The 20,096-nt window shown below is 72.6% G+C and carries 19 protein-coding genes; 13 read left to right on the plus strand and 6 right to left on the minus strand.

Annotation, left to right across the window (positions count from 1 at the left end):
• Positions 1 to 64 precede the first annotated feature (64 nt).
• The 7 genes from G3I77_RS35785 to G3I77_RS35815 all read left to right on the plus strand — a co-directional run bounded on the left by G3I77_RS35785 (position 65) and on the right by G3I77_RS35815 (position 7,708).
• Positions 65 to 1,066: an alpha/beta hydrolase gene (locus G3I77_RS35785; RefSeq protein ID WP_248510630.1), complete on the plus strand. Its 1,002-nt coding sequence runs from the start codon at positions 65 to 67 to the stop codon at positions 1,064 to 1,066.
• Positions 1,059 to 2,270, plus strand: coding sequence for an acyltransferase (locus G3I77_RS35790; RefSeq protein ID WP_248510632.1), 1,212 nt, complete (start codon positions 1,059 to 1,061; stop codon positions 2,268 to 2,270). Before G3I77_RS35785 ends, G3I77_RS35790 begins: the two co-directional genes overlap by 8 nt.
• A complete protein-coding gene (locus G3I77_RS35795; RefSeq protein ID WP_248510634.1) occupies positions 2,263 to 3,642 on the plus strand; it encodes a sensor histidine kinase in 1,380 nt (459 codons plus the stop codon). The genes G3I77_RS35790 and G3I77_RS35795 overlap by 8 nt, the downstream gene beginning before the upstream one ends.
• Positions 3,639 to 4,322 carry a response regulator transcription factor gene (locus G3I77_RS35800; protein WP_248510636.1) on the plus strand — a complete coding sequence of 228 codons (684 nt, stop codon included), beginning with the start codon at positions 3,639 to 3,641 and terminating at the stop codon, positions 4,320 to 4,322. The genes G3I77_RS35795 and G3I77_RS35800 overlap by 4 nt, the downstream gene beginning before the upstream one ends.
• A 109-nt stretch (positions 4,323 to 4,431) precedes the next feature.
• Positions 4,432 to 5,772, plus strand: coding sequence for a histidine kinase (locus tag G3I77_RS35805; protein WP_248510638.1), 1,341 nt, complete (start codon positions 4,432 to 4,434; stop codon positions 5,770 to 5,772).
• Entirely contained in the window at positions 5,769 to 6,434 is a 666-nt protein-coding gene (locus G3I77_RS35810) for a response regulator transcription factor (RefSeq protein WP_248510639.1), read from the plus strand. The genes G3I77_RS35805 and G3I77_RS35810 overlap by 4 nt, the downstream gene beginning before the upstream one ends.
• 53 nt (positions 6,435 to 6,487) lie before the next feature.
• Complete coding sequence (locus G3I77_RS35815) at positions 6,488 to 7,708, plus strand: cytochrome P450 (RefSeq protein ID WP_248510641.1); 1,221 nt, start codon at positions 6,488 to 6,490, stop codon at positions 7,706 to 7,708.
• A gap of 49 nt (positions 7,709 to 7,757) precedes the next feature.
• On the opposite strand, the gene G3I77_RS35820 is transcribed toward G3I77_RS35815, so the two are convergent.
• Together G3I77_RS35820 and G3I77_RS35825 are read right to left on the minus strand one after the other, a co-directional pair.
• A complete protein-coding gene (locus tag G3I77_RS35820) occupies positions 7,758 to 9,356 on the minus strand; it encodes an ABC transporter permease (RefSeq protein WP_248510643.1) in 1,599 nt (532 codons plus the stop codon).
• Positions 9,353 to 10,333, minus strand: a complete 981-nt coding sequence (locus G3I77_RS35825; protein ID WP_248510645.1) for an ABC transporter ATP-binding protein — start codon at positions 10,331 to 10,333, stop codon at positions 9,353 to 9,355. Before G3I77_RS35825 ends, G3I77_RS35820 begins: the two co-directional genes overlap by 4 nt.
• A gap of 73 nt (positions 10,334 to 10,406) precedes the next feature.
• On the opposite strand from G3I77_RS35825, the gene G3I77_RS35830 reads away from it, so the two are divergent.
• Positions 10,407 to 10,904, plus strand: coding sequence for a GbsR/MarR family transcriptional regulator (locus G3I77_RS35830; protein WP_248510647.1), 498 nt, complete (start codon positions 10,407 to 10,409; stop codon positions 10,902 to 10,904).
• A 13-nt stretch (positions 10,905 to 10,917) separates the two neighbouring features.
• Here G3I77_RS35830 and G3I77_RS35835 read toward each other — a convergent pair whose 3' ends face one another.
• Positions 10,918 to 11,799 (minus strand): acylglycerol kinase family protein, encoded by an 882-nt coding sequence (locus tag G3I77_RS35835; RefSeq protein WP_248510649.1) that lies wholly within the window; start codon positions 11,797 to 11,799, stop codon positions 10,918 to 10,920.
• A 185-nt stretch (positions 11,800 to 11,984) separates the two neighbouring features.
• Here G3I77_RS35835 and G3I77_RS35840 point away from each other — a divergent pair, with 185 nt between their 5' ends.
• Both G3I77_RS35840 and G3I77_RS35845 read left to right on the plus strand, forming a co-directional pair.
• Entirely contained in the window at positions 11,985 to 13,268 is a 1,284-nt protein-coding gene (locus G3I77_RS35840; RefSeq protein WP_248510651.1) for an adenylosuccinate synthase, read from the plus strand.
• 135 nt (positions 13,269 to 13,403) lie between these two features.
• Positions 13,404 to 13,697, plus strand: coding sequence for a hypothetical protein (locus G3I77_RS35845; RefSeq protein ID WP_107456251.1), 294 nt, complete (start codon positions 13,404 to 13,406; stop codon positions 13,695 to 13,697).
• 9 nt (positions 13,698 to 13,706) lie between these two features.
• Here G3I77_RS35845 and G3I77_RS35850 read toward each other — a convergent pair whose 3' ends face one another.
• From G3I77_RS35850 to G3I77_RS35860, 3 genes are all read right to left on the minus strand, one after another.
• Positions 13,707 to 14,357, minus strand: coding sequence for a hypothetical protein (locus G3I77_RS35850; protein WP_248510653.1), 651 nt, complete (start codon positions 14,355 to 14,357; stop codon positions 13,707 to 13,709).
• 121 nt (positions 14,358 to 14,478) lie between these two features.
• Positions 14,479 to 15,180, minus strand: a complete 702-nt coding sequence (locus tag G3I77_RS35855) for a GntR family transcriptional regulator (protein ID WP_248510655.1) — start codon at positions 15,178 to 15,180, stop codon at positions 14,479 to 14,481.
• A gap of 122 nt (positions 15,181 to 15,302) precedes the next feature.
• Entirely contained in the window at positions 15,303 to 16,658 is a 1,356-nt protein-coding gene (locus G3I77_RS35860) for an aspartate aminotransferase family protein (protein ID WP_248510656.1), read from the minus strand.
• Positions 16,659 to 16,819: 161 nt separating this feature from the next.
• Here G3I77_RS35860 and G3I77_RS35865 point away from each other — a divergent pair, with 161 nt between their 5' ends.
• The 3 genes from G3I77_RS35865 to G3I77_RS35875 all read left to right on the plus strand — a co-directional run bounded on the left by G3I77_RS35865 (position 16,820) and on the right by G3I77_RS35875 (position 19,957).
• Positions 16,820 to 17,434 (plus strand): type 1 glutamine amidotransferase family protein, encoded by a 615-nt coding sequence (locus G3I77_RS35865; RefSeq protein WP_248510657.1) that lies wholly within the window; start codon positions 16,820 to 16,822, stop codon positions 17,432 to 17,434.
• Positions 17,431 to 17,907 (plus strand): MarR family winged helix-turn-helix transcriptional regulator, encoded by a 477-nt coding sequence (locus G3I77_RS35870; protein WP_248510658.1) that lies wholly within the window; start codon positions 17,431 to 17,433, stop codon positions 17,905 to 17,907. Before G3I77_RS35865 ends, G3I77_RS35870 begins: the two co-directional genes overlap by 4 nt.
• Before the next feature lie 79 nt (positions 17,908 to 17,986).
• Entirely contained in the window at positions 17,987 to 19,957 is a 1,971-nt protein-coding gene (locus tag G3I77_RS35875) for a serine/threonine-protein kinase (RefSeq protein WP_248510659.1), read from the plus strand.
• Positions 19,958 to 20,096 lie beyond the last annotated feature (139 nt).

The following is a 20,096-nucleotide window of genomic DNA, read 5'->3' on the forward strand; positions in this document are numbered from 1 at the left end:
CCCCCGCTCCGTAACTTCCCTTCCATGCAGACCCGATGGCCGGGTGCGCTGGAGGGGGACGACCATGGGGTCCGCACCGCAGTACCGCCGTGATGACGGCGGCAGACGCCGCGCCGGCCGATGGCGCCGCGCGGCGCTCGCCGCGCTCATCACGGGCGCGCTGGTGCTCCCTCTCTCCGGGGCCGTACGGCCGGAGACCCCCGCACCGGCCCCCGCCTCCCTCGCACCTCTCAGCGCGTCGACGCTCGACGAGGCGTACGCGGCCAACCGGGCCAACGCCGCCGAGGCGGCCCGCATGGCCGCCGCCCACCACGACCGGGACCGCGCCGCGACGGACCGTCAACTGGCTGCCCCGACAAGACACTTGCTTCGCTTCGACGGCCGCGGCTCCGGCCGGGTGACAGAGGTCCTGGGCGACCTCGCCCGGGCCGACCGCGTCGCCGTCCTGGTCCCCGGCTCCGACACCGGCCTCGACACCTACGGCCGGTTCCACGCGGCGGCCGCGGCCCTGCACCGGCAACTCGCCCGGCAGGCCCCGGCGGGCCCGCGCACCGCGGTCGTGGCCTGGCTGGGCTACGAGACGCCGGGCACGGTCAGCACGACGGTCACGACGACCGGCAGGGCCGAGCAGGCGGCACCGCACCTGCGCGCGCTGGTCGCCGACCTGCGCGCGACCACCGGCGGCGGGACGCGCATCTCGCTGCTCTGCCACTCCTACGGCTCGGTCGTCTGCGGCCGTGCCGCCGCCGGGCTCGCCGTCGACGACATCGCGCTCGTCGGCAGCCCCGGCACCGGCGCGGACACCGCCGCCGCCCTGCACACCCGCGCCCGCGTCTGGGCGGCCCGGGGCGCCGACGACTGGGTGGAGCACGTACCACACCTCAGCGCGGACCTGTTCGGCACCAGCGTCGGCTTCGGCACCGACCCCGTCTCCCCGGCCTTCGGTGCCCGGGCCTTCGCGGCCGGCGACGTCGGCCACAGCGAGTACTTCAGCCCCGGCTCGACCTCCCTGACCAACCTGGCCCGGATCGTCCTGGGCGAGACCAAGGCGGTGACCCATGACTGACATCGGCGTACGCGCCGTCCGGCAGGGAGTGCGCCGTGGTGCCGACCGCATCGGCGCCGCCACCCCGCCCGGTCGCGACCGGGCCGTGGACGCCCTGCGGGCCGCCGCCGTCCTCGGCGTCGTCCTCGGGCACTGGCTGGTCACAGCCCTGGTCTCCGACGGCCGCGCCCTGCGCACGGCGAGCCCGCTGCAGCACATGCCCTGGCTGACGCCCGTCTCCTGGATGTTCCAGACACTCGCCGTGTTCTTCCTGGTCGGGGGCCATGTCGCCACCCGCAGCCATGCCTCGGCCCGGGCCCGTGGCCTGCCGTACCACCAGTGGCTGACGGCCCGGCTGTCCCGGCTGTTCAAACCGGTCGCCGCCGTCCTCGGCCTGTGGACGGTCGCCGCCCTGGCGCTGCTGCTGTCGGGCGCCGAGTTCGGCACGGTCCGCACGCTGGTGAAACTGGCCCTGTCCCCGCTGTGGTTCCTCGTGGTGTTCGCCGGACTGACGGCGGCGACCCCGCTGCTCACCCGGCTCAACCCGCTCTGGCCGCTGGCCGTCGTCCTGCACGTGGATCTGCTGCGCTTCGGCCTCGGCGGCCCCTCCTGGCTGGGCTGGGTGAACGTGGCGGCCGGCTGGATGGTGCCCTACACGCTGGGCGCGGCCTGGACCCGCGGCGAGCTGGAGCGCCGTCGCGCGGGATGGGTCCTGCTGGGTGTGGGGGCGGTGGCGACCGCAGCGCTCGTCGCGTGGGCGGGCTATCCGGCGTCGATGGTCGGCGTTCCGGGCGACGGCGTGTCCAACCTGGATCCGCCGACGCTGGCCGTCGTCATGTTCGGCCTGGCCCAGTGCGGTCTCGCCCTGCTGCTGCGCGAGCGGCTGCGGCACGCGATGCGCGGGCCCGTGGCGTGGGCGGCGGTGGCGTGCGTCAACCTCTCCGCGATGACCATCTTCCTGTGGCACCAGACGGCCCTGATGGCCACGACCGCCACCGGCCTCCTCGCCGGCCGGCTCCCCGGCCTGCACACGCCGCCCGGCGGGCTCGGCTGGGTCGGGGCCCGGCTGCTGTGGCTGCCCGTGTTCGCGTTGGCCCTCGCGGTCTGCTGGGCCGCCTTCCGCTCCTTCGAGGGAGGCGGCGGCGGGCGGGGCCGCAGGTCGCGGGTGGTGCGGGCACACCGTCCCGCCGACCGGGGAACAGCGGCGAAGGCACGACATGTCTAGGCTGGGCCGGGTGACGGACACGGGGGTGGGCCGCGCGCTGCGAGCGCGCGTCAAGGGCTGGCTGCGGATACTGCGCCAGGACCTGTGGACGGCCCGGGCGGACCCGATGCCGCCCTCCACCTGGCTGCGCTGGCTGCCGCACGGGCTGGTGTGCCTGGCCGCGTTCGGTGTCACCCTCGGCGCGGTGGGGCAGCTCGTCGACAACGGCGGGGTGGGTCCGCAGATCGCCTTCCTGCTCGGGCTGGCGCAGGGCGGTGCCATGGTGCTCGCGCTGTGGCGGCCCATCCCGGCGTGGTGGCTCTCGACGGCGGCCATGGTGCTGGGTGCCCTCGAGGTGCGCCGCCAGTTGCTGGCCGGTGGCGCCCCCGACTTCACCTGGCCCTGGACGTCGGCGGGGATCATCGGACACATGGTGGTGCTGCTGCTGCTCGCCCTGCGGGTGCGCACCCGGGTGTCCGTCGAGGCGCTCGCGCTGACCGTGCTCCTCACCTACGTCGTCCAAGGGCTGCTGGGCGCGGCCGGCTATTCGCCCACCGGGGTGCTCGCGGTCACCCTGTTCACCGTCGTCGTGATACTCGGCACCGCCCTGCGCGGCCGGCGCGAGGCCCGCGCGGAACTCGTCGAGCAGACCACGCTCACCGCCGAGGAACGCACCCGGCGCACCCTGCTGGAGGAGCGCAGCCGCATCGCGCGGGAACTGCACGACGTGGTGGCCCACCACATGTCGGTCATCTCCATCCAGGCCCAGGTCGCCCCGCACCTCGTCGAGAACCCGCCCGACGAGCTCAGGGAGAACCTCGCGGGCATCCGGCAGAACGCGCTGGAGGCACTGATCGAACTGCGCCGCGTGCTGGGTGTGCTGCGCTCGGAGCACCCCGGGCCGGGGGAGCCGTTCGCCGACGCGGGTGACGCGACCTCACCGCACGCGCCGCAGCCCACGCTCGACCGGCTCGACGCGCTGGTGGAGAACACCCGGGCCGCCGGCCGCGAGGTCGTCACCGACATCACCGGCGAGCGGCGTCCACTGCCGCCCGGCGTGGAGCTGTCGGCGTACCGGATCGTGCAGGAGGCGCTGAGCAACGCCCTGCGGCACGCGCCCGGCGCGAGGATCACGGTCCGTCTCACCTACGAGCCGGACGGCCTGGAGGTGGAGATCGTCAACGGCCGCCCGACCGGGCCGCCGCCGCCGTCGACGGGGGCGGGGCACGGGCTGCTCGGCATGCGGGAGCGGGTCGCGATGCTCGGCGGCACCATGACGGCGCACCCGTGGCACTGGGACGGCTTCAAGGTCACCGCCTTCCTCCCGGAGACCCCGCCCGCCGACACCCCGGGCACCGACCACCCCACGGCCCTCAGGAAAGGGACCTCATGACGAGCGGCACCGGCAAACCCATCCGGGTTCTCATCGTCGACGACCAGGCGATGGTCCGGCAGGGCTTCACCGTGCTGCTCGGCACCCAGCCCGACATAGAGGTCGTCGGCGATGCGAAGGACGGAGAGGGCGGTATCGCGAAGGCCGCCGAGACCGCCCCGGACGTCGTCCTCATGGACATCCGCATGCCCGGGATCGGCGGCATCGAGGCGACCGAGCGCATCACCGCCGCGCACCCGGACATCAGGGTGCTGGTGCTCACCACCTTCGACCTCGACGAGTACGTGTACGACGCGTTGCGCTCCGGAGCCTCCGGGTTCCTGCTGAAGGACGCGTCGTCGGAGCAGCTCGCCGAGGCGGTCCGGGTGGTCGCGGCCGGGGAAGCGCTGCTCGCCCCGGTCATCACCCGCAAGCTGATCGCCGAGTTCTCCCGGCTCGACGGCAAGCCCCGCGCCCCGCTCAAGGAACGCGTCGGCGATCTGACGGAGCGGGAGACGGAGGTGCTCGCGCTGATCGCGCAGGGCCTGTCGAACGCGGAGATCGCCCGGCACCTGTTCGTGGCCGAACAGACGGTGAAGACCCACGTGGGGCGGATCCTGGTGAAGCTGGGCCTGAGGGACCGGACGCAGGCGGCGGTGTTCGCGTACGAGTCGGGTCTGGTGCGGCCGTCGGGGTACTGAGGGCGGAGCTGATCGCCCCTGGTCATCCCCGTAGTACCTGAGAGGGACCCCTGGTGACCCCTCTCACTGGGGACGACCGGGAGCCGGGGGTGCGCCTACCGTTCTGTACGTGACCGAGACGACTCACATCCAGACCCCGCCGCCGGGGGACGGGGCCAAGCCGCGCAGCCCGGAGTACCGGGTGGCCGTGGACTCCCTGCGCGGGCTGCGGCAGGACCTCTTCCACGACGCCTTCGCCTACCGGCCGCTGCCCCGCAGGAGCACGGCCGGGCGGTTCGTCCGGCGGCTGCCCGTGCGGCTGCGGGAGTACGCGACCTGGACGCCGCACGCCCTGATCATCCTGGCCGCCCTGATCACCCTGCTGCTCGCCGGCGTCGACACCGGCGGCCCGTCGCTGCTGGTGGTGCCGCTGGCCGTGCTCCCGGTCCTGATGACCATGGTCCGCCCGGTGGGGGCCTTCTGGCTGTCCATGGCCGCCACCCCGATCACCGGCATGGTCGGCAGCAGCTGGGGCGAATGGCCGTGGCAGGCCGGCAGCTTCGCCTGCCATCTGACGGTGCTGACCGTCGTGGCGATACGCACCCGGCCGCGCACGGCGGGGTGGATGTGGGCGCTGACCGCGCTGTACGCCCTCGTCGCGGACACCGGCATCGGCCCGAACAACATGTACGGCACCAACTCCGGACCCATGCTGGTCTTCTCGGCGATGATCCTGCTCTGCGTCACGGTCTGGCACATCCGCCGCCACGCCGAGCAGGAGGTCACCGCCCAGCAGACGGTCACCGCGCACGAGCGCTCCCGCCGCACCCTGCTGGAGGAGCGCACCACGATCGCCCGCGAGCTGCACGACGTCGTCGCCCACCACATGTCGGTGGTCGCCATCCAGGCGGAGGCCGCGCCCTACCGGGTGGAGAACCCGCCGCCGGAGCTGGAGAAGGCGTTCGCCACGATCCGGGAGAACGCGGTGGCGGCACTGACCGAACTGCGCCGCGTCCTGGGCGTCGTCCGCGCCGAGGACTACGAGGTCCCGGACGCCCCGCAGCCGACGCTCGCCGACCTGGACGGGCTGCTGGCCAATGTGCGGGAGGCCGGGCTGACCGTGGAGAAGGCGGTGACGGGGGCGGTGCGGGAGCTGCCGCAGGGCGTGGAGCTGTCGGCGTACCGCATCGTGCAGGAGGCCCTGAGCAACACCCTGCGGCACGCGCCGGGGGCGACCGCCCGGGTGGAGATCGGGTACGTTCTCGGCGGCCTGGGGCTGCGCATAGTCAACGGCCCGCCGCCCAATCCGAGCCTGGTCAAGCCCTCGCCCGGTGCCGGGCACGGCATCACGGGCATGCGGGAGCGGGTGTCGATGCTGAACGGCGAGATGACGGCGGGCGGCACGGACGACGGAGGTTACGAGGTGGCGGTGTTCCTGCCGGTCGCCCTGCCGGACGAGGATGACGCATGACCATTCGCGTCCTGATCGCGGACGACCAGATGATGGTGCGCGAGGGCTTCTCGGTCCTGCTGAACGCGATGCCGGACATCGAGGTCGTCGGCGAGGCGGTGAACGGCCGGGAAGCCGTCGCCAAGGTCCGCGAGCTCGCCCCGGACGTGGTGCTGATGGACATCCGCATGCCCGAGCTGAACGGCATCGAGGCGACCCGCGAGATCGTCGCCGCCGACGGCGCGGCGAAGGTGCTGGTGCTCACCACCTTCGACCTCGACGAGTACGTCTACCAGGCGCTGCGCGCGGGTGCCTCCGGCTTCCTCCTCAAGGACGCCTCGGCCCGCCAGCTCGCCGACGGGGTGCGCGTGGTGGCGTCGGGGGAGGCACTGCTGGCGCCGTCGGTGACCAGGCGGCTGATCACCGAGTTCGCCAAGCTCTCCGACACCCCGCGCCTGATGCCCTCCGCGCAGGGGGCCTACGGGGACCTCACCGAGCGGGAGACCGAGGTGCTGGTCCTCATCGCGCAGGGCCTGTCGAACTCGGAGATCGCGGAGCGGCTGGTGGTCGCCGAGTCGACGATCAAGACGCATGTCAGCCGGATCCTGGTGAAGCTGGGCCTCAGGGACCGGACGCAGGCGGCGGTGTTCGCCTACGAGGCGCGGCTGGTGACGCCGGGGTGACAGGTGGGCGCCGCCCCTGGTCAGAGTGGGGGTCGCCGGGCTAGCGTCCGTTCATGGCAGCTGTTCTCGACCTCGGGTTCGACCCGTGGGACCCGGCGTTCCTCGCCGACCCGTACCCCGCCTACGCCGAACTGCGTGCACAGGGCCGCGTGCACTGGTTCGAGCCCACGAACCAGTGGCTCGTCCCGCACCACGCGGACGTCTCGGCACTGCTGCGCGACCGGCGCCTCGGCCGGACGTACCAGCACCGGTTCACGCACGAGGAGTTCGGCCGCACCGCGCCCCCGCCGGAGCACGAGCCGTTCCACACGCTCAACGACCACGGGATGCTCGACCTGGAGCCGCCGGACCACACCCGGATCCGCCGCCTGGTGTCGAAGGCGTTCACCCCGCGCACGGTGGAGCGGCTGAAGCCCTACGTGCGGGGCCTGGCCGACGAACTGGCGTCCGCGCTGGTCGCGGCGGGCGGCGGCGACCTGCTGAAGGACGTCGCCGAACCCCTCCCCGTGGCGGTGATCGCCGAGATGCTCGGCATCCCGGAGTCCGACCGGGCCCCGCTGCGCCCCTGGTCGGCGGACATCTGCGGGATGTACGAGCTGAGCCCGTCCGAGGACACGGCGGCGAAGGCGGTCCGGGCGTCGGTCGAGTTCTCCGACTACCTGCGCGACCTGATCGCGGCCCGCCGCAAGGAGCCGGGCGAGGACCTCATCTCGGGGCTCATCGAGGCCCACGACGAGGGCGACCGGCTCACCGAGCAGGAGATGATCTCCACCTGCGTCCTGCTGCTCAACGCCGGCCACGAGGCCACGGTGAACGCCACGGTCAACGGCTGGTACGCGCTGTTCCGCAACGAGGCACAGCTGTCGGCCCTGCGCGCGGACCACTCCCTGGTCCCCTCCGCGATCGAGGAGCTGATGCGGTACGACACCCCGCTCCAGCTCTTCGAACGCTGGGTCCTGGACGAGATCGAGATCGACGGCACGACGATCCCCCGCGGCGCGGAGATCGCCATGCTCTTCGGCTCCGCCAACCACGACCCGGAGGTCTTCGCCGACCCGGGCCGACTCGACCTCACCCGCACGGACAACCCCCACATCTCCTTCAGCGCCGGCATCCACTACTGCATCGGCGCACCCCTGGCCCGCATCGAACTGGCGGCTTCGATGGGTGCGTTGCTGGAGAGAGCCCCGACGCTCCGGCTCGCTGCCGAGCCCGAGAGGAAGCCGAACTTCGTGATCAGGGGGTTGGAGGGGCTGGCCGTCGAGGTGGGGTGAGCACGACCGGTGCGGTCACCCCGTCACACCGGTGCCTTCCTCCAACTGATCACGTCGTCATGTCCCGCCGCCGCAACCCCGCCAGCCCGCAGGCCACCAGCAGCGCCGCCACCCCGGTCAGCACCAGCACCGGCCCCCACGCCATGGATCCGCCCGGCAGCTTCGGCAGATGACCGAACGGTGAGACGTCCAGCACCGCCTGCGGTACATCCAGCGCGGGCCCGATCCAGCCGATCAGAAGCACCGCCCCGGCGACGCCCCACGCCGCCATGGCCGCCCGGGGCAGGACCCCGTACAGCAGCACCGCCACCCCGCCGATCACCCACACCGCCGGAAGCTGCACCAGGCACGCCCCCAGGATCGGGCCGGCCTCCTTGCCGTAGCCGACGGCGAAGCCGAGCCCGGCCAGCAGCATGATCAGGGCGGCGCCGCCGAAGGCGATCACCAGATGCCCGGCGGCCAGGCGGAGCCGCCCCACCGCGTTCGCCAGCACCGGTTCCGCCCGGCCCGAGGTCTCCTCACCGTGCAGGCGCAGCACCGACGCCACGATGTACAGCGCCGCGATCAGGCCCAGCATCCCGACCATCGCCGCCAGGAACGCGTCCGTCAGGCCCGACTGGCCGCCCATCCGCTCGAAGATCCGCCGGGCGTTGTCGTTGTCGCCCACCAGGTCGGCCGCACCTTCGGTCATGCCGCCGTAGACGACCCCGGCCAGGAAGAAGCCGATGCTCCACCCCAGGACGCCGCCCCGCTGCAACCGCCAGGCCAGGGCGCCCGCGCTGCCCAGGCGGCCGGACGCCGGGCCCGGCCGGGTCGGCAGGAAGCTCATGCCGAGGTCCCGGCGGCCGGCCAGGGCGTAGGCCAGCGCGCCCTGGAGGGCCACCGCCCCGGCGAGCAGGGCCAGCACCCACCAGCGCTCGGACGCGTACGGCCGCAGGTTCTCCAGCCAGCCCAGCGGCGACAGCCAGGTCAGGACCGACGAGCCGTCGTCCGTCGCCGAGTCGCCCGCCGCGCGCAGGACGAACGCGGTCCCGAGCACCGCCGCCGTCAGGCCGCGGGCGAGCCGTGCGCTCTCCGTCAGCTGGGCGACGATCGCCGCCATGGTGGCGAAGACCATCCCGACCCCGGCGATCCCGAGCCCCAGGGCCAGGGCGCCGGCCGTGCCCCGGGCGGCCAGGCCCACCGTCAGCAGCAGCGCCAGTACGGCGTTCGCGACCGCCGCCGCCAGCAGGGCCGCCGTGAGGGAGGCCCGGCGGCCCACCATCCCGGACGCCACCAGCTCCTGACGGCCGCTCTCCTCCTCGTCCCGGGTGTGTCGTACGACGACCAGCAGACTCATCACGGCCGCCAGGGCACCGGCGTAGATCCCGACGCGCCAGGCCGTCAGGGCGCCCAGCGAGTCGCCGAAGACCGGGCCGACCATCGCGCGCAGCGAGGAGTTGGTCTCCATCTGCCGGATCAGGTCGGCGCGTTCGGCCGGGGTGCCGTACAGGCCCTCCAGCGTGCCCGGCATGGACAGGACCATCAGCGCGTCGACCGCGACCCACACCGGGATCATCAGCCGGTCGCGGCGCAGCGCGAATCGCAACAGGATGCTCGTCCCGGCCAGTTGACGTGAACTGCCGGGCCGCACCGCGAGGGCCGTCATCGGGCCGCCGCCTTCGACTCGCCGGCCTCGGCCCCTTCGGCCCCCTCCTCCTGGTAGTGCCGCAGGAACAGTTCCTCCAGCGTCGGCGGCGTCGACGTCAGCGACCGTACGCCCGACTCGCTCAGCGACCGCAGGACGCCGTTCAGCCGGTCGGTGTCGACCTGGAGCCGGACGCGGTGCCCCTGCACGTCGAGGTCGTGCACACCGGGCAGTTCCGCCAGGCCGTCGGGCGGGCCCGCGAGTTCGGCGACGACGCTGGTGCGGGTCAGGTGGCGCAGGTCGGCGAGCGAACCGCTCTCGACCGTACGGCCGCCCCGGATGATGCTCACCCGGTCGCACAGCTCCTCGACCTCGCTGAGGATGTGGGAGGAGAGCAGGACCGTACGGCCCCGGTCGCGCTCCTCCTCGACGCAAGCCTGGAAGACCCCCTCCATCAGCGGGTCCAGGCCCGAGGTCGGCTCGTCCAGGATCAGCAGGTCGACGTCCGAGGCGAACGCGGCGACCAGGGCGACCTTCTGCCGGTTTCCCTTGGAGTACGTGCGGCCCTTCTTGGTGGGGTCGAGTTCGAAACGCTCGATCAGTTCCGCGCGTCGCCCCGCATCCAGCCCGCCCGCCCGTCGCCCACCGCCACCCTGCCTGACGCGCTTTGCGCGGCCCCCATCATGCAGCCGGCCGTAGAGGTCGATGACCTCGCCGCCGGAGAGGTTGCGCCACAGCGTCACGTCCCCGGGGACGTAGGCGATCCGGCGGTGCACCTCCACCGCGTCCGACCACGGGTCGCGGCCGAGCACCTGCGCGGCGCCCGAGTCGGCGCGCAGCAGACCGAGCAGCACCCGGATGGTGGTGGACTTGCCCGAGCCGTTGGGGCCGAGGAAGCCGTGGACCTCGCCGGAGGCGACCTCCAGGTCGAGCCCGTCGAGCGCGTGGGTCCGTCCGAAGGACTTGTGCAGTCCGGAGACGGTGATGGCCTTCGTCATGCTCCAGAACGTACGCTTGCTTCAGAAATTTGTGAAGTTAAGGAAGCGTATAAATCATCGATAGGATGGGCGGATGACGGAATCAGCCGGGAGGGACCGGAACGCGGAGGCCGTGTCGAGGTTCGTGGAGTCCTTCGCGGCGCAGCTCGTCGAGGCCGGGATGCAGCGGATGCCCGCGCGGGTCTTCGTCGCGCTCCTCTCCTCCGACGAGGGCTCGATGACCTCCGCCGAGCTGGGGGAGCAGCTGCGGATCAGTCCGGCGGCGGTGTCCGGGGCGGTGCGCTACCTGGCCCAGACGCACATGGTCTCGCGCGAGCGGGAGCCGGGCTCACGCCGGGAGCGTTACCGGGTGCACGGAGATCAGTGGTACGAGGCCCTGGCCAATCGTGATGCCGTCCTCAAGCGGTGGGAGGTGGCCCTGCGTGACGGGGTCACCAGCCTTGGCGCCGACACTCCGGCCGGCCGCCGCATCTCCGAGACGCTCGCCTTCTTCGAGTTCATGCAGAGCGAACTCGCGGAGCTGATGGAACGCTGGCGTGTGCACCGGGAGAAGACGTTCGGGCAGGAATGACCAGCGGTGCGGTTCACGGCCCCGCCGGCACCGTCAGCCCCCACGCGCCCTCCCGCACCACCCACGTCCGGGTCCGCACCGGTCCCGACACCACCGTGTCCGCGCGGTAGCGGAAGTGCGCCCCGGACACCGTCACCGTCCGGCCCCGCGCCAGCAGTGCCGAGGCCTCCGCGCCCACCGACACCGGTCTGACCTCCACCGACGCGACGCCCGCGGCGGCCGGTGACACCGACACCGCCTCCACCGGCTGGTTCAGGTCGACGAGGGTCTCCCCGTCCACCTCGACCCGCAGCCGGGACGGCCCCGGCTCCGGCGCGGCGGCGAGCCGGGACGGGCGGCCCGCCGGAACCAGCGTCCGGACCAGGGACTGGCAGGTCCGCAGCCACGGGTGGCCCGGCACGGCGTCCGGATCCGGCTCGGTCTGCGGGCCCGTCCCGGCGGGGGCGGGCCGCAGCGGCGGTATCCGCAACGCGCCGAGCACCACCCCGTCGCTGTCGTCGACCATCAGGTCCATCCGCCGCTCGACCCCGTCGAGCACCGCCCGCGCCGCCGCCACCGTCCCCGTCGGCACCCCCAGCGACCGGGCCAGGGACAGGGCGCCCCCGACCGGCACCACCGACAGCGCGCACCCGGCCAGCTCCCGGTGCCGGTGCAGCAGCGCCACCGCGCGGATCAGGGCCCGGTCGTCGCCCACCACCACCGGTCGCCGTGAGCCCCGCCGGGCCAGCGCCCGGGCGAATTCCTCCGGCCCCTCGGGCAGGCACAGCTTCATGCCGGCACCCGCGCCGAGCACGTCTTTCGCGATCCGAACGGACTCGCCGTCCGACCGGCGGGCGACCGGATCGACCACCACCAACAGCTGCTCGGACGTCGCGGAAGTCGCCACCTCGGCCATGCCTCGCTTCCTCGGGTAGCATCTTTGTGCAAGAGCCCCTTGCGCTATTGCGCCAGGGGCTTCGTCTATTCCGGGGCATCCGGTCCGACGGTTGGCGGCCAACGGTGGTCGCGGTGCACGCGGTGGTACACCGCCGCGTTCGCCCTCGACCATGGACATGCCCCGCCCGGAAGGGGTGTACGCGCGTGCCCGCACTTGTGCTGCTCGGTGCTCAGTGGGGTGACGAAGGCAAGGGAAAGGCCACCGACCTTCTCGGTGGATCCGTGGACTATGTAGTGCGCTACCAGGGCGGCAACAACGCCGGCCACACGGTGGTCGTGGGTGACCAGAAGTATGCACTGCACCTCCTCCCTTCCGGAATCCTGTCTCCCGGCTGTACGCCGGTCATCGGAAACGGCGTCGTCGTCGACCCGTCGGTCCTGCTCTCCGAGCTGAGCGGTCTGAACGAGCGTGGCGTCGACACGTCCAAGCTCCTCATCAGCGGAAACGCGCACATCATCACGCCGTACAACGTGACGGTGGACAAGGTGACCGAGCGCTTCCTCGGCAAGCGGAAGATCGGTACGACCGGGCGCGGCATCGGCCCGACCTACGCCGACAAGATCAACCGCGTCGGCATCCGCGTGCAGGACCTGTACGACGAGTCGATCCTCACGCAGAAGGTCGAGGCGGCCCTCGACATAAAGAACCAGGTCCTCACCAAGCTCTACAACCGGCGCGCGATCGCCGTGGACCAGGTGGTCGAGGAGCTGCTGGCCTACGCCGACAAGCTCGCGCCGTACGTCGCCGACACCGTCCTGGTCCTCAACCAGGCGCTGGAGGAGGACAAGGTCGTCCTGTTCGAGGGCGGCCAGGGCACGCTGCTCGACATCGACCACGGCACGTATCCCTTCGTCACCTCGTCGAACCCGACCGCGGGCGGCGCCTGCACCGGTGCCGGCGTGGGCCCGACGAAGATCAGCCGGGTCATCGGCATCCTCAAGGCCTACACGACCCGTGTCGGCGCGGGACCGTTCCCGACGGAGCTCTTCGACGAGGACGGCGAGGCGCTGCGCCGCATCGGCGGTGAGCGCGGTGTCACCACCGGCCGTGACCGCCGCTGCGGCTGGTTCGACGCGGTCATCGCCCGCTACGCGACCCGCGTGAACGGCCTGACCGACTTCTTCCTCACCAAGCTCGACGTCCTCACCGGCTGGGAGCAGATCCCGGTCTGCGTGGCGTACGAGATCGACGGAAAGCGCGTCGAGGAGCTCCCGTACTCCCAGACCGATTTCCACCACGCCAAGCCGGTCTACGAGATGCTCCCGGGCTGGAACGAGGACATCTCCAAGGCCAAGTCCTTCGGTGACCTGCCGAAGAACGCCCAGGCGTACGTGAAGGCGCTGGAGGAGATGTCCGGCGCCCCGATCTCCGCGATCGGCGTGGGCCCGGGCCGGGACGAGACGATCGAGATCAACTCGTTCATCTGACCCGCACCACCCTCCACCGGCCGCCCCTCGTGCACACGGGGGGCGGCCTGCGTTTGCTCGCAGGGAGAGTTGCCGGGAACGGGCATACGCTGAAGCCATACCCACGCGTACGTCGACCAGGAGAAGGTGAGTGCGATGCGGGTACTGCTCAAGGCCTCCATGGACACGGAGAAGGCCAACGAGGCCATCCGGAACGGCACTCTGGGCAAGCTGATCCAGGAGTCGATGGAACAGATCAAGCCCGAAGCGGCCTATTTCACCACCGACCATGGCAAGCGCACCGCCTACGTGGTCTTCGACATGCAGGACAGCTGGCAGATGCCGGTACTCAGCGAGCCCTTCTTCCTCCAGCTGGGCGCGGAGATCTCCTACACGCCGGTGATGAACATGGAGGACGTGCAGAAGGGCCTCTCCCAGCTGGGACGCTGAGCCGTCGGCTCAGCTGAAGACGATCATCGATCCCTGGGCGAGACTGCGGGTCACGGCCGCGTGCAGGCCCAGCCAGACGTGCCGTTCGCGGGCGAACGGACTGGGATCGTACGGGGCGGCGACGGCGGGTTCCTCCAGCTCCGTCGGGGCGAGCGGCGGCTGGGGGGCCGCCGGCGGGTTGGCCGGGTCGATGCCGATGACCGGGGCGACCAGCTCCAGTTCCCGCAGCAGGGCGTGCGAGGAACCCAGCGGGCCACCGCCGGCGAGGAGATGTTCGTCGGCGAGCGGGCTGGGGAAGTCGACGGGGACGTAGGCGCCCGCGTGGTCGTAGTGCCAGACCAGGTGCGACTGCTGGGCCGTCGACTCGAACATCTCCAGCAACTGCTCGTAGTCGCCGCCGAGTTCGTCCACGGGCGTCACCGCCAGGCCGCACACCTGGAGCAGGTAGGCGCGGCGCAGGAAGTGCAACGCGTCGTAGTCGAAGCCCGCGACCGGGGCGACCTCGCCGGACAGGCCCGGCATGTACTGGTACACCGGCACCGGTGGCAGACCGGCCTCGGCGAGCACCTTGTTGTATTGCGCGAGTTCCTCGGCGAACGGGTTGTCCGGCGTGTGGCACAACACGTCGACTAGCGGTACCAGCCACAGGTCACAGGCCAAAGAAGGCTCCTCGCTCAGCGCGGTGGTCGGGTAGCACGGTGGTCAAGAAGGGTAGCGGTGCGGCACGGTCACGGCTCCCGCCGTGCATGTCCCATACCCATACGGACAGCGCCGACGCAGGTCATCCGGGAGCGAGCCGCTCGATCAGGGCGAGCGAGTGCGTGTTGTACGCGGCGATGATCGCCCGGGCGGCGTCGTTGTCCCGGTCGATCAGGGCGTCGACCAGCTGGGTGTGATCGGCCCACAGTTCGCCGCGCAGATCGGTGAGCCGGCGCAGGTGCTGCACCGCGCAGACCCAGGTCTGCACGCGCAGCCGGTGCAGGAAGTCCGCGAGGTAGGGGTTGCCGAAGCAGGCGCCGAGCTCGCGCCAGAAGCGCAGGTCGTAACCGATGAGGACGGTGAGGTCACCGGCCGCGGCGGCCCGCTGCGCCTCCTCCCCGCGCCTGCGGACCCCGGCGACGACGGCGGCGGCCCGGGGATCGTCGGGCCGCACCGCGTTGGGGCGCCCCTCGTTCAGCGCGAGGAACATCCCCTCGATGACCAGTCCGCGGGCCTCGATCATGCCGCGGAAATCCTCGACCGAGTACTCGTGGACCCGGAAGCCGCGGTGCTGGTCGGCTTCGAGGAGACCCTGCGCGGACAGGTCGACGAGCGCCTCGCGCACCGGCGTCGCGGAGACCCCGTACTGCTCGGCGATCTCCTTGACCGTGAACTCCTGCCCCGGCTGGAGACGCCCGGCCAGCACCTCGTCACGAAGGGCGTCGGCGATCTGCTGTCGCAGGGTGCTGCGCGTCACGGCGCCGTTGCCGGAGCTGGCGGGCATGGTCAGGGCGTCTCCCTCGTCGCGTTCGGGTGGCGTGCGCGTATACGCAGGTCTACGAGCACGCCACCTTACGCGTTCGAATGAGGCCCGAGGATGTCGGCTACTGACGGGTTTACAGGTATTTACCCTGTGTACTCGTCCGCGACCGAGAGCGCCGAGTCCAGCGCCGCGAGGCCTTCCTTGAGCTCCGCCTCGCTGATGTTGCAGGGCGGCACGACGTGCGTCCGGTTCATGTTCACGAAGGGCCACAGTCCGCTCTTCTTCGCGGCGGCGGCGAAGGCGGCCATGGGCCCGTTCGCCTGGCCGACCGCGTTGTACGGCACCAGCGGCTCCCGCGTCTCGCGGTCGCGGACCAGCTCCAGCGCCCAGAACATGCCGACGCCGCGCACCTCGCCGACGCTTCTGTGCCGCTCGGCGAGCGCCCGCAGCTCCGGCCCGACGACCGACTCGCCCAGCCGGGCCGCGTTCTCGACGACGCCCTCCTGAGCCATGACGTTGATCGTCGCGACGGCGGCGGCGCACGCCAGCGGGTGCCCGGAGTACGTCAGACCGCCGGGGTAGGGCCGCTTGCCGAAGGTCTCCGCGATCGCGCCGGAGATGGCGACCCCGCCCAGCGGCACGTATCCGCTGTTCACGCCCTTCGCGAAGGTCAGCAGGTCGGGCGTGACGTCGAACAGGTCCGCCGCGAACCACTCACCGGTCCGCCCGAACCCGGCCATGACCTCGTCCAGGACGAAGACGATCCCGTGCTTGTCGCAGATCTCCCGCACGCCGGCGAGATAGCCGGGCGGCGGGACCATGATCCCGGCCGTGCCCGGGATCGTCTCCAGGATGATCGCCGCGACGGTCGAGGGCCCCTCGAAGGCGATCGTCGTCTCCAGGTGCTCCAGCGCCCGCGCGCACTCCTGCTCCTCGGTCTCGGCGTAGAAGCGGGAGCGGTAGAGGTAGGGCGCCCAGAAGTGCACGACCCCGGCCGTGCCGCTGTCGGAGGCCCAGCGGCGCGGGTCGCCGGTGATGTTCACGGCCTGCTGCGTACCGCCGTGGTACGAGCGGTACGCCGAGAGCACCTTCGGGCGGCCCGTGTGCAGACGGGCCATCCGGATCGCGTGCTCGACGGCGTCGGCACCGCCGTTGGTGAAGAAGATCTTGTCCAGGTCGCCCGGGGTCCGCTCGGCGATCAGCCGGGCCGCCTCCGACCGCGCCTCGACCGCGAAGGCGGGCGCGAAGGTCGTCATCCGCGCAGCCTGCTCCTGGATCGCGGCGACGATCTTCGGGTGCTGGTAGCCGACGTTCGTGTAGACGAGCCCGCTGGAGAAGTCGAGGTAGCGCCGGCCGTCGTAGTCCCAGAAGTACGACCCCTCGGCACCGGCGACGGCGAGCGGGTCGATGAGCTCCTGAGCGGACCAGGAGTGGAACACATGGTCACGGTCGGCGGCCTTGACGGCGGCACCGGCTTCGGGGTTCGGCTGAGGGGTCATGCGGGCGAGCGTAGGTGCGGGGGAGAGGGCGGTGAAATCGGCGGCCTGTCTGGCGTCGGCGGCGGCCCCCCGACAGGTTGTCCAGGCGGGGCGGGAATATTGACAGCATGCTGCCTTCTCGACAGAATGCTGTCATAAGCGCACGGGATCGAGGAGGAACCATGAACACCACCGTCGGCAAGCCCGTCCATCTCGCCGTCTACGACACCCTCGCCGACTGGGAGACCGGCCACGCCACGGCCCAGCTCGCCCGCACCGGCCACGAGATCCGGACCGTCGGCGCGTCCACTGCCCCGGTGCGGAGCGTCGGGGGCCTGCGTATCCAGCCCGACCTGGCCCTGGACGACCTGCGCCCCGAGGACAGCGCGCTGCTGATCCTCCCGGGCGCCGACCTCTGGGACACCTCGGACGACCTCGCCCCCTTCGCCCGCAAGGCCCGGGCCTTCCTGGACGCGGGCGTCCCGGTCGCCGCGATCTGCGGCGCCACCGCCGGACTCGCCCGGGAAGGCCTGCTCGACGACCGGGACCACACCAGCGCGGTCTCCTTCTACCTGGCCGCGACCGGCTACGCGGGCGGCGGACGCTACGTCGAGGCCGACGCGGTCACCGACGGCGACCTGATCACCGCGGGCCCGACCGAGCCCGTCGCCTTCGCCCGGGAGATCCTCCGGCTGCTCGGGGTCTACGACGGTGAGGTGCTGGACGCCTGGTACCGGCTGTTCCACGATTCCGACGCGGCGGCGTACGGGGTGCTGGAGAAGGCCGGCGCCCTGTGAGCGGCGAGCGTCAGGATCTGCTCAGCCGCAGCGCCCTCGGGGTGTTCAGGCTCAACGGCCAGTTCCTCGCCGTGGCGGAGGAACTGGCCCGGCCCGCCGGGCTCACCGCCGCCTGGTGGCAGGTGCTCGGCGCGGTCCTCGGGGAGCCGCTGCCCGTCTCCGGCATCGCCCGCGCCATGGGTATCACCCGGCAGAGCGTCCAGCGCATCGCCGATCTGCTGGTCGAGCGGGGTCTCGCGGAGTACCGGCCGAACCCGGCGCACCGCCGCGCCAAGCTCCTCGCGCCGACCGCGCAGGGGCGTGCGGCGATCACCCGGATCGACCCCGGCCACACGGCGTTCGCCGACCGGCTGGCCGAGGCGTTCGGGGAGGCGGAGCTGACGGAGGCGGTGCGGATGCTGGAACGGCTGTCGAAGGTGCTCGACCAGGTGGGGCTCCCCGGCACGCCGCCTCCGCCTGTTACGGAACCGTAGACGTTGCCCAGGTCACCCGGCCCCGGCCCCGCACTATTCTCGATCTGTTGCTCACGTGTGGGGGGAAGGCGGCTGAGCGATGGAGAAGCTGGGACCTGGGGATCCACAGCGGATCGGCGCGTATCGGCTGCTGGCGCGGCTCGGTGCGGGGGGCATGGGGCACGTGTATCTGGCCCGCTCCGAGCGTGGCCGTACGGTCGCCGTGAAGCTGGTCCGTGAGGAACTGGCAGCGCAGGACGAGTTCCGGGAGCGGTTCCGGCAGGAGGTGCAGGCGGCGCGGCGGGTCGGCGGGTACTGGACGGCTCCGGTGCTGGACGCGGACACCGAGGCGGCGGTGCCGTGGGTCGCCACGGGCTATGTCGCCGGGCCGAGCCTCCAGCAGGTCGTCGGGCACGACCACGGTGCCCTGCCCGAGCGGACGGTCCGCATCCTCGCGGCCGGGCTCGCGCACGCGCTCAAGGACATCCACGCCGCCGGCATCGTCCACCGTGACCTCAAGCCGTCCAACGTGCTGGTCACCATCGACGGCCCCCGCGTCATCGACTTCGGTATCGCACGCGCCCTGGAGACCGTGACCGACGGCGGGCTCACGCGCACCGGCGCGCTCGTCGGATCGCCCGGTTTCATGGCGCCCGAGCAGGTGCGCGGCGACCGCATCACCCCGGCGTGCGACGTCTTCTGCCTCGGCTCGGTCCTCGCCTACGCCGCGACCGGCGCCCTGCCCTTCGGCACCGCCAACAGCGGCGTGCACGCCCTGATGTTCCGCATCGCCCAGGAGGAACCGGACCTGGAGGGCGTCCCCGAGGGCATCGCCGACCTCGTCCGGGACTGCCTGCGCAAGGACCCGGCCGCCCGGCCCTCCCTCGCCCGCGTCCTGGAACGCACGGGCGCGGACGACACCGTCTCCGACGGCCGCGCCCTCGACCCGTGGCTGCCGAGCGCACTGGTGGCCCAGCTGGGGCGGCACGCGGTGCGGTTGCTGGACGCGGAGGATCCGGAGGGGGCCGGCCCGGCCGAGGGGGCGGGTGCTCCCGAGCCGCCTGCCGACCGGCAGGGGTCCGGCCCTGACGAGAACCCCGGCCCGGGCCCCACCCCCGAACACGCCCCCGCCGCCGACGAGTCGTCGCCGCGCCCCGCGCTGCCCCCGGCCCCCGCGACGGCGCCCGCGGCGGCCCCCGGCCCGCCCTCGCCGGGTCTGCCGGGCGAGGGTCCGCGGGTGAACCATCTGCCCACCATGGTCGCGGGGCAGAGCGCGCCCCCGGTACCCCGGCAACTCCCGGGCGCGGGCGCCCCGTCCCACCCGCAGGTGCAGACGCCTCCGCCTCCGTACCCGGCGTACGGCTACCCCCAGCAGCACCCCCAGCCCGGCGCCCCGGGCCTCGCCCCGCCCCACCCGGCCTACGGCGGCCTCGGCTCCACCCCGCCCTACGGCCCGCCCCCCTACGGCACGACCCCGCCGTACGGGCCCCCGCAGCCGCCGCCGCGAGGGAACGGCCGCTCCACCGCGCTGCTCGTCGTGATCGCCCTGGTCGTCGCGCTGGCCGCGGGCGGGTCGGTGTACGCGCTGATGCAGGGCGGCGGCGACGACCGGGCCGACGGCGGCCCCGGCCCCACGCGGAGCACGGGCGCGCCGACCACACCGGGCCCGTCGCCGACGACCTCGCAGCCGGACGTCTCCGCCTCCCCGGCGGACGGCACGATCCCGGCCGGGTACCTCGGCACCTGGACCACGACCATCGACAACGCCGACGGCGAGCACAGCCGTTCGCTCACCCTCCGGCAGGGCGAACCGGGCGACACGGTCCTGTCCCTGGTGGCCGACGGCCCGACCAAGGGCGGCGGCAGCTACCACTGCGTGTTCGAGGGGAAGCTGACCGCGCAACCCGGCACCGACGGCGCGCTGAGGATCGGCCCGTCCACCGTGAAGGTCGGCCGGCCCCGCACCGCCTGCACCCCGGGCGCGGCCACCGAGGTGACCCTCCTCCCGGACGGCACGCTCCAGCGCGTGAACACGGGCAGCGGGGAACGGCTGACGTACACGAGGCAGTGACCAACTCCCGTCGGCGGTGAGGTCGTTGAACGTCGGGCGAACACCGGCCGACGAAAACCGGCTGGGCGCGGTCACGGCCGTACGGTGACCGGACGATCGACTCGTCCGGGCGGCGAGCGGCGAGCGTGGTCACCCTGGC

This window comes from Streptomyces sp. D2-8, from assembly GCF_023184515.1.
In the GTDB taxonomy this organism is placed as follows: Bacteria; Actinomycetota; Actinomycetes; order Streptomycetales; family Streptomycetaceae; genus Streptomyces.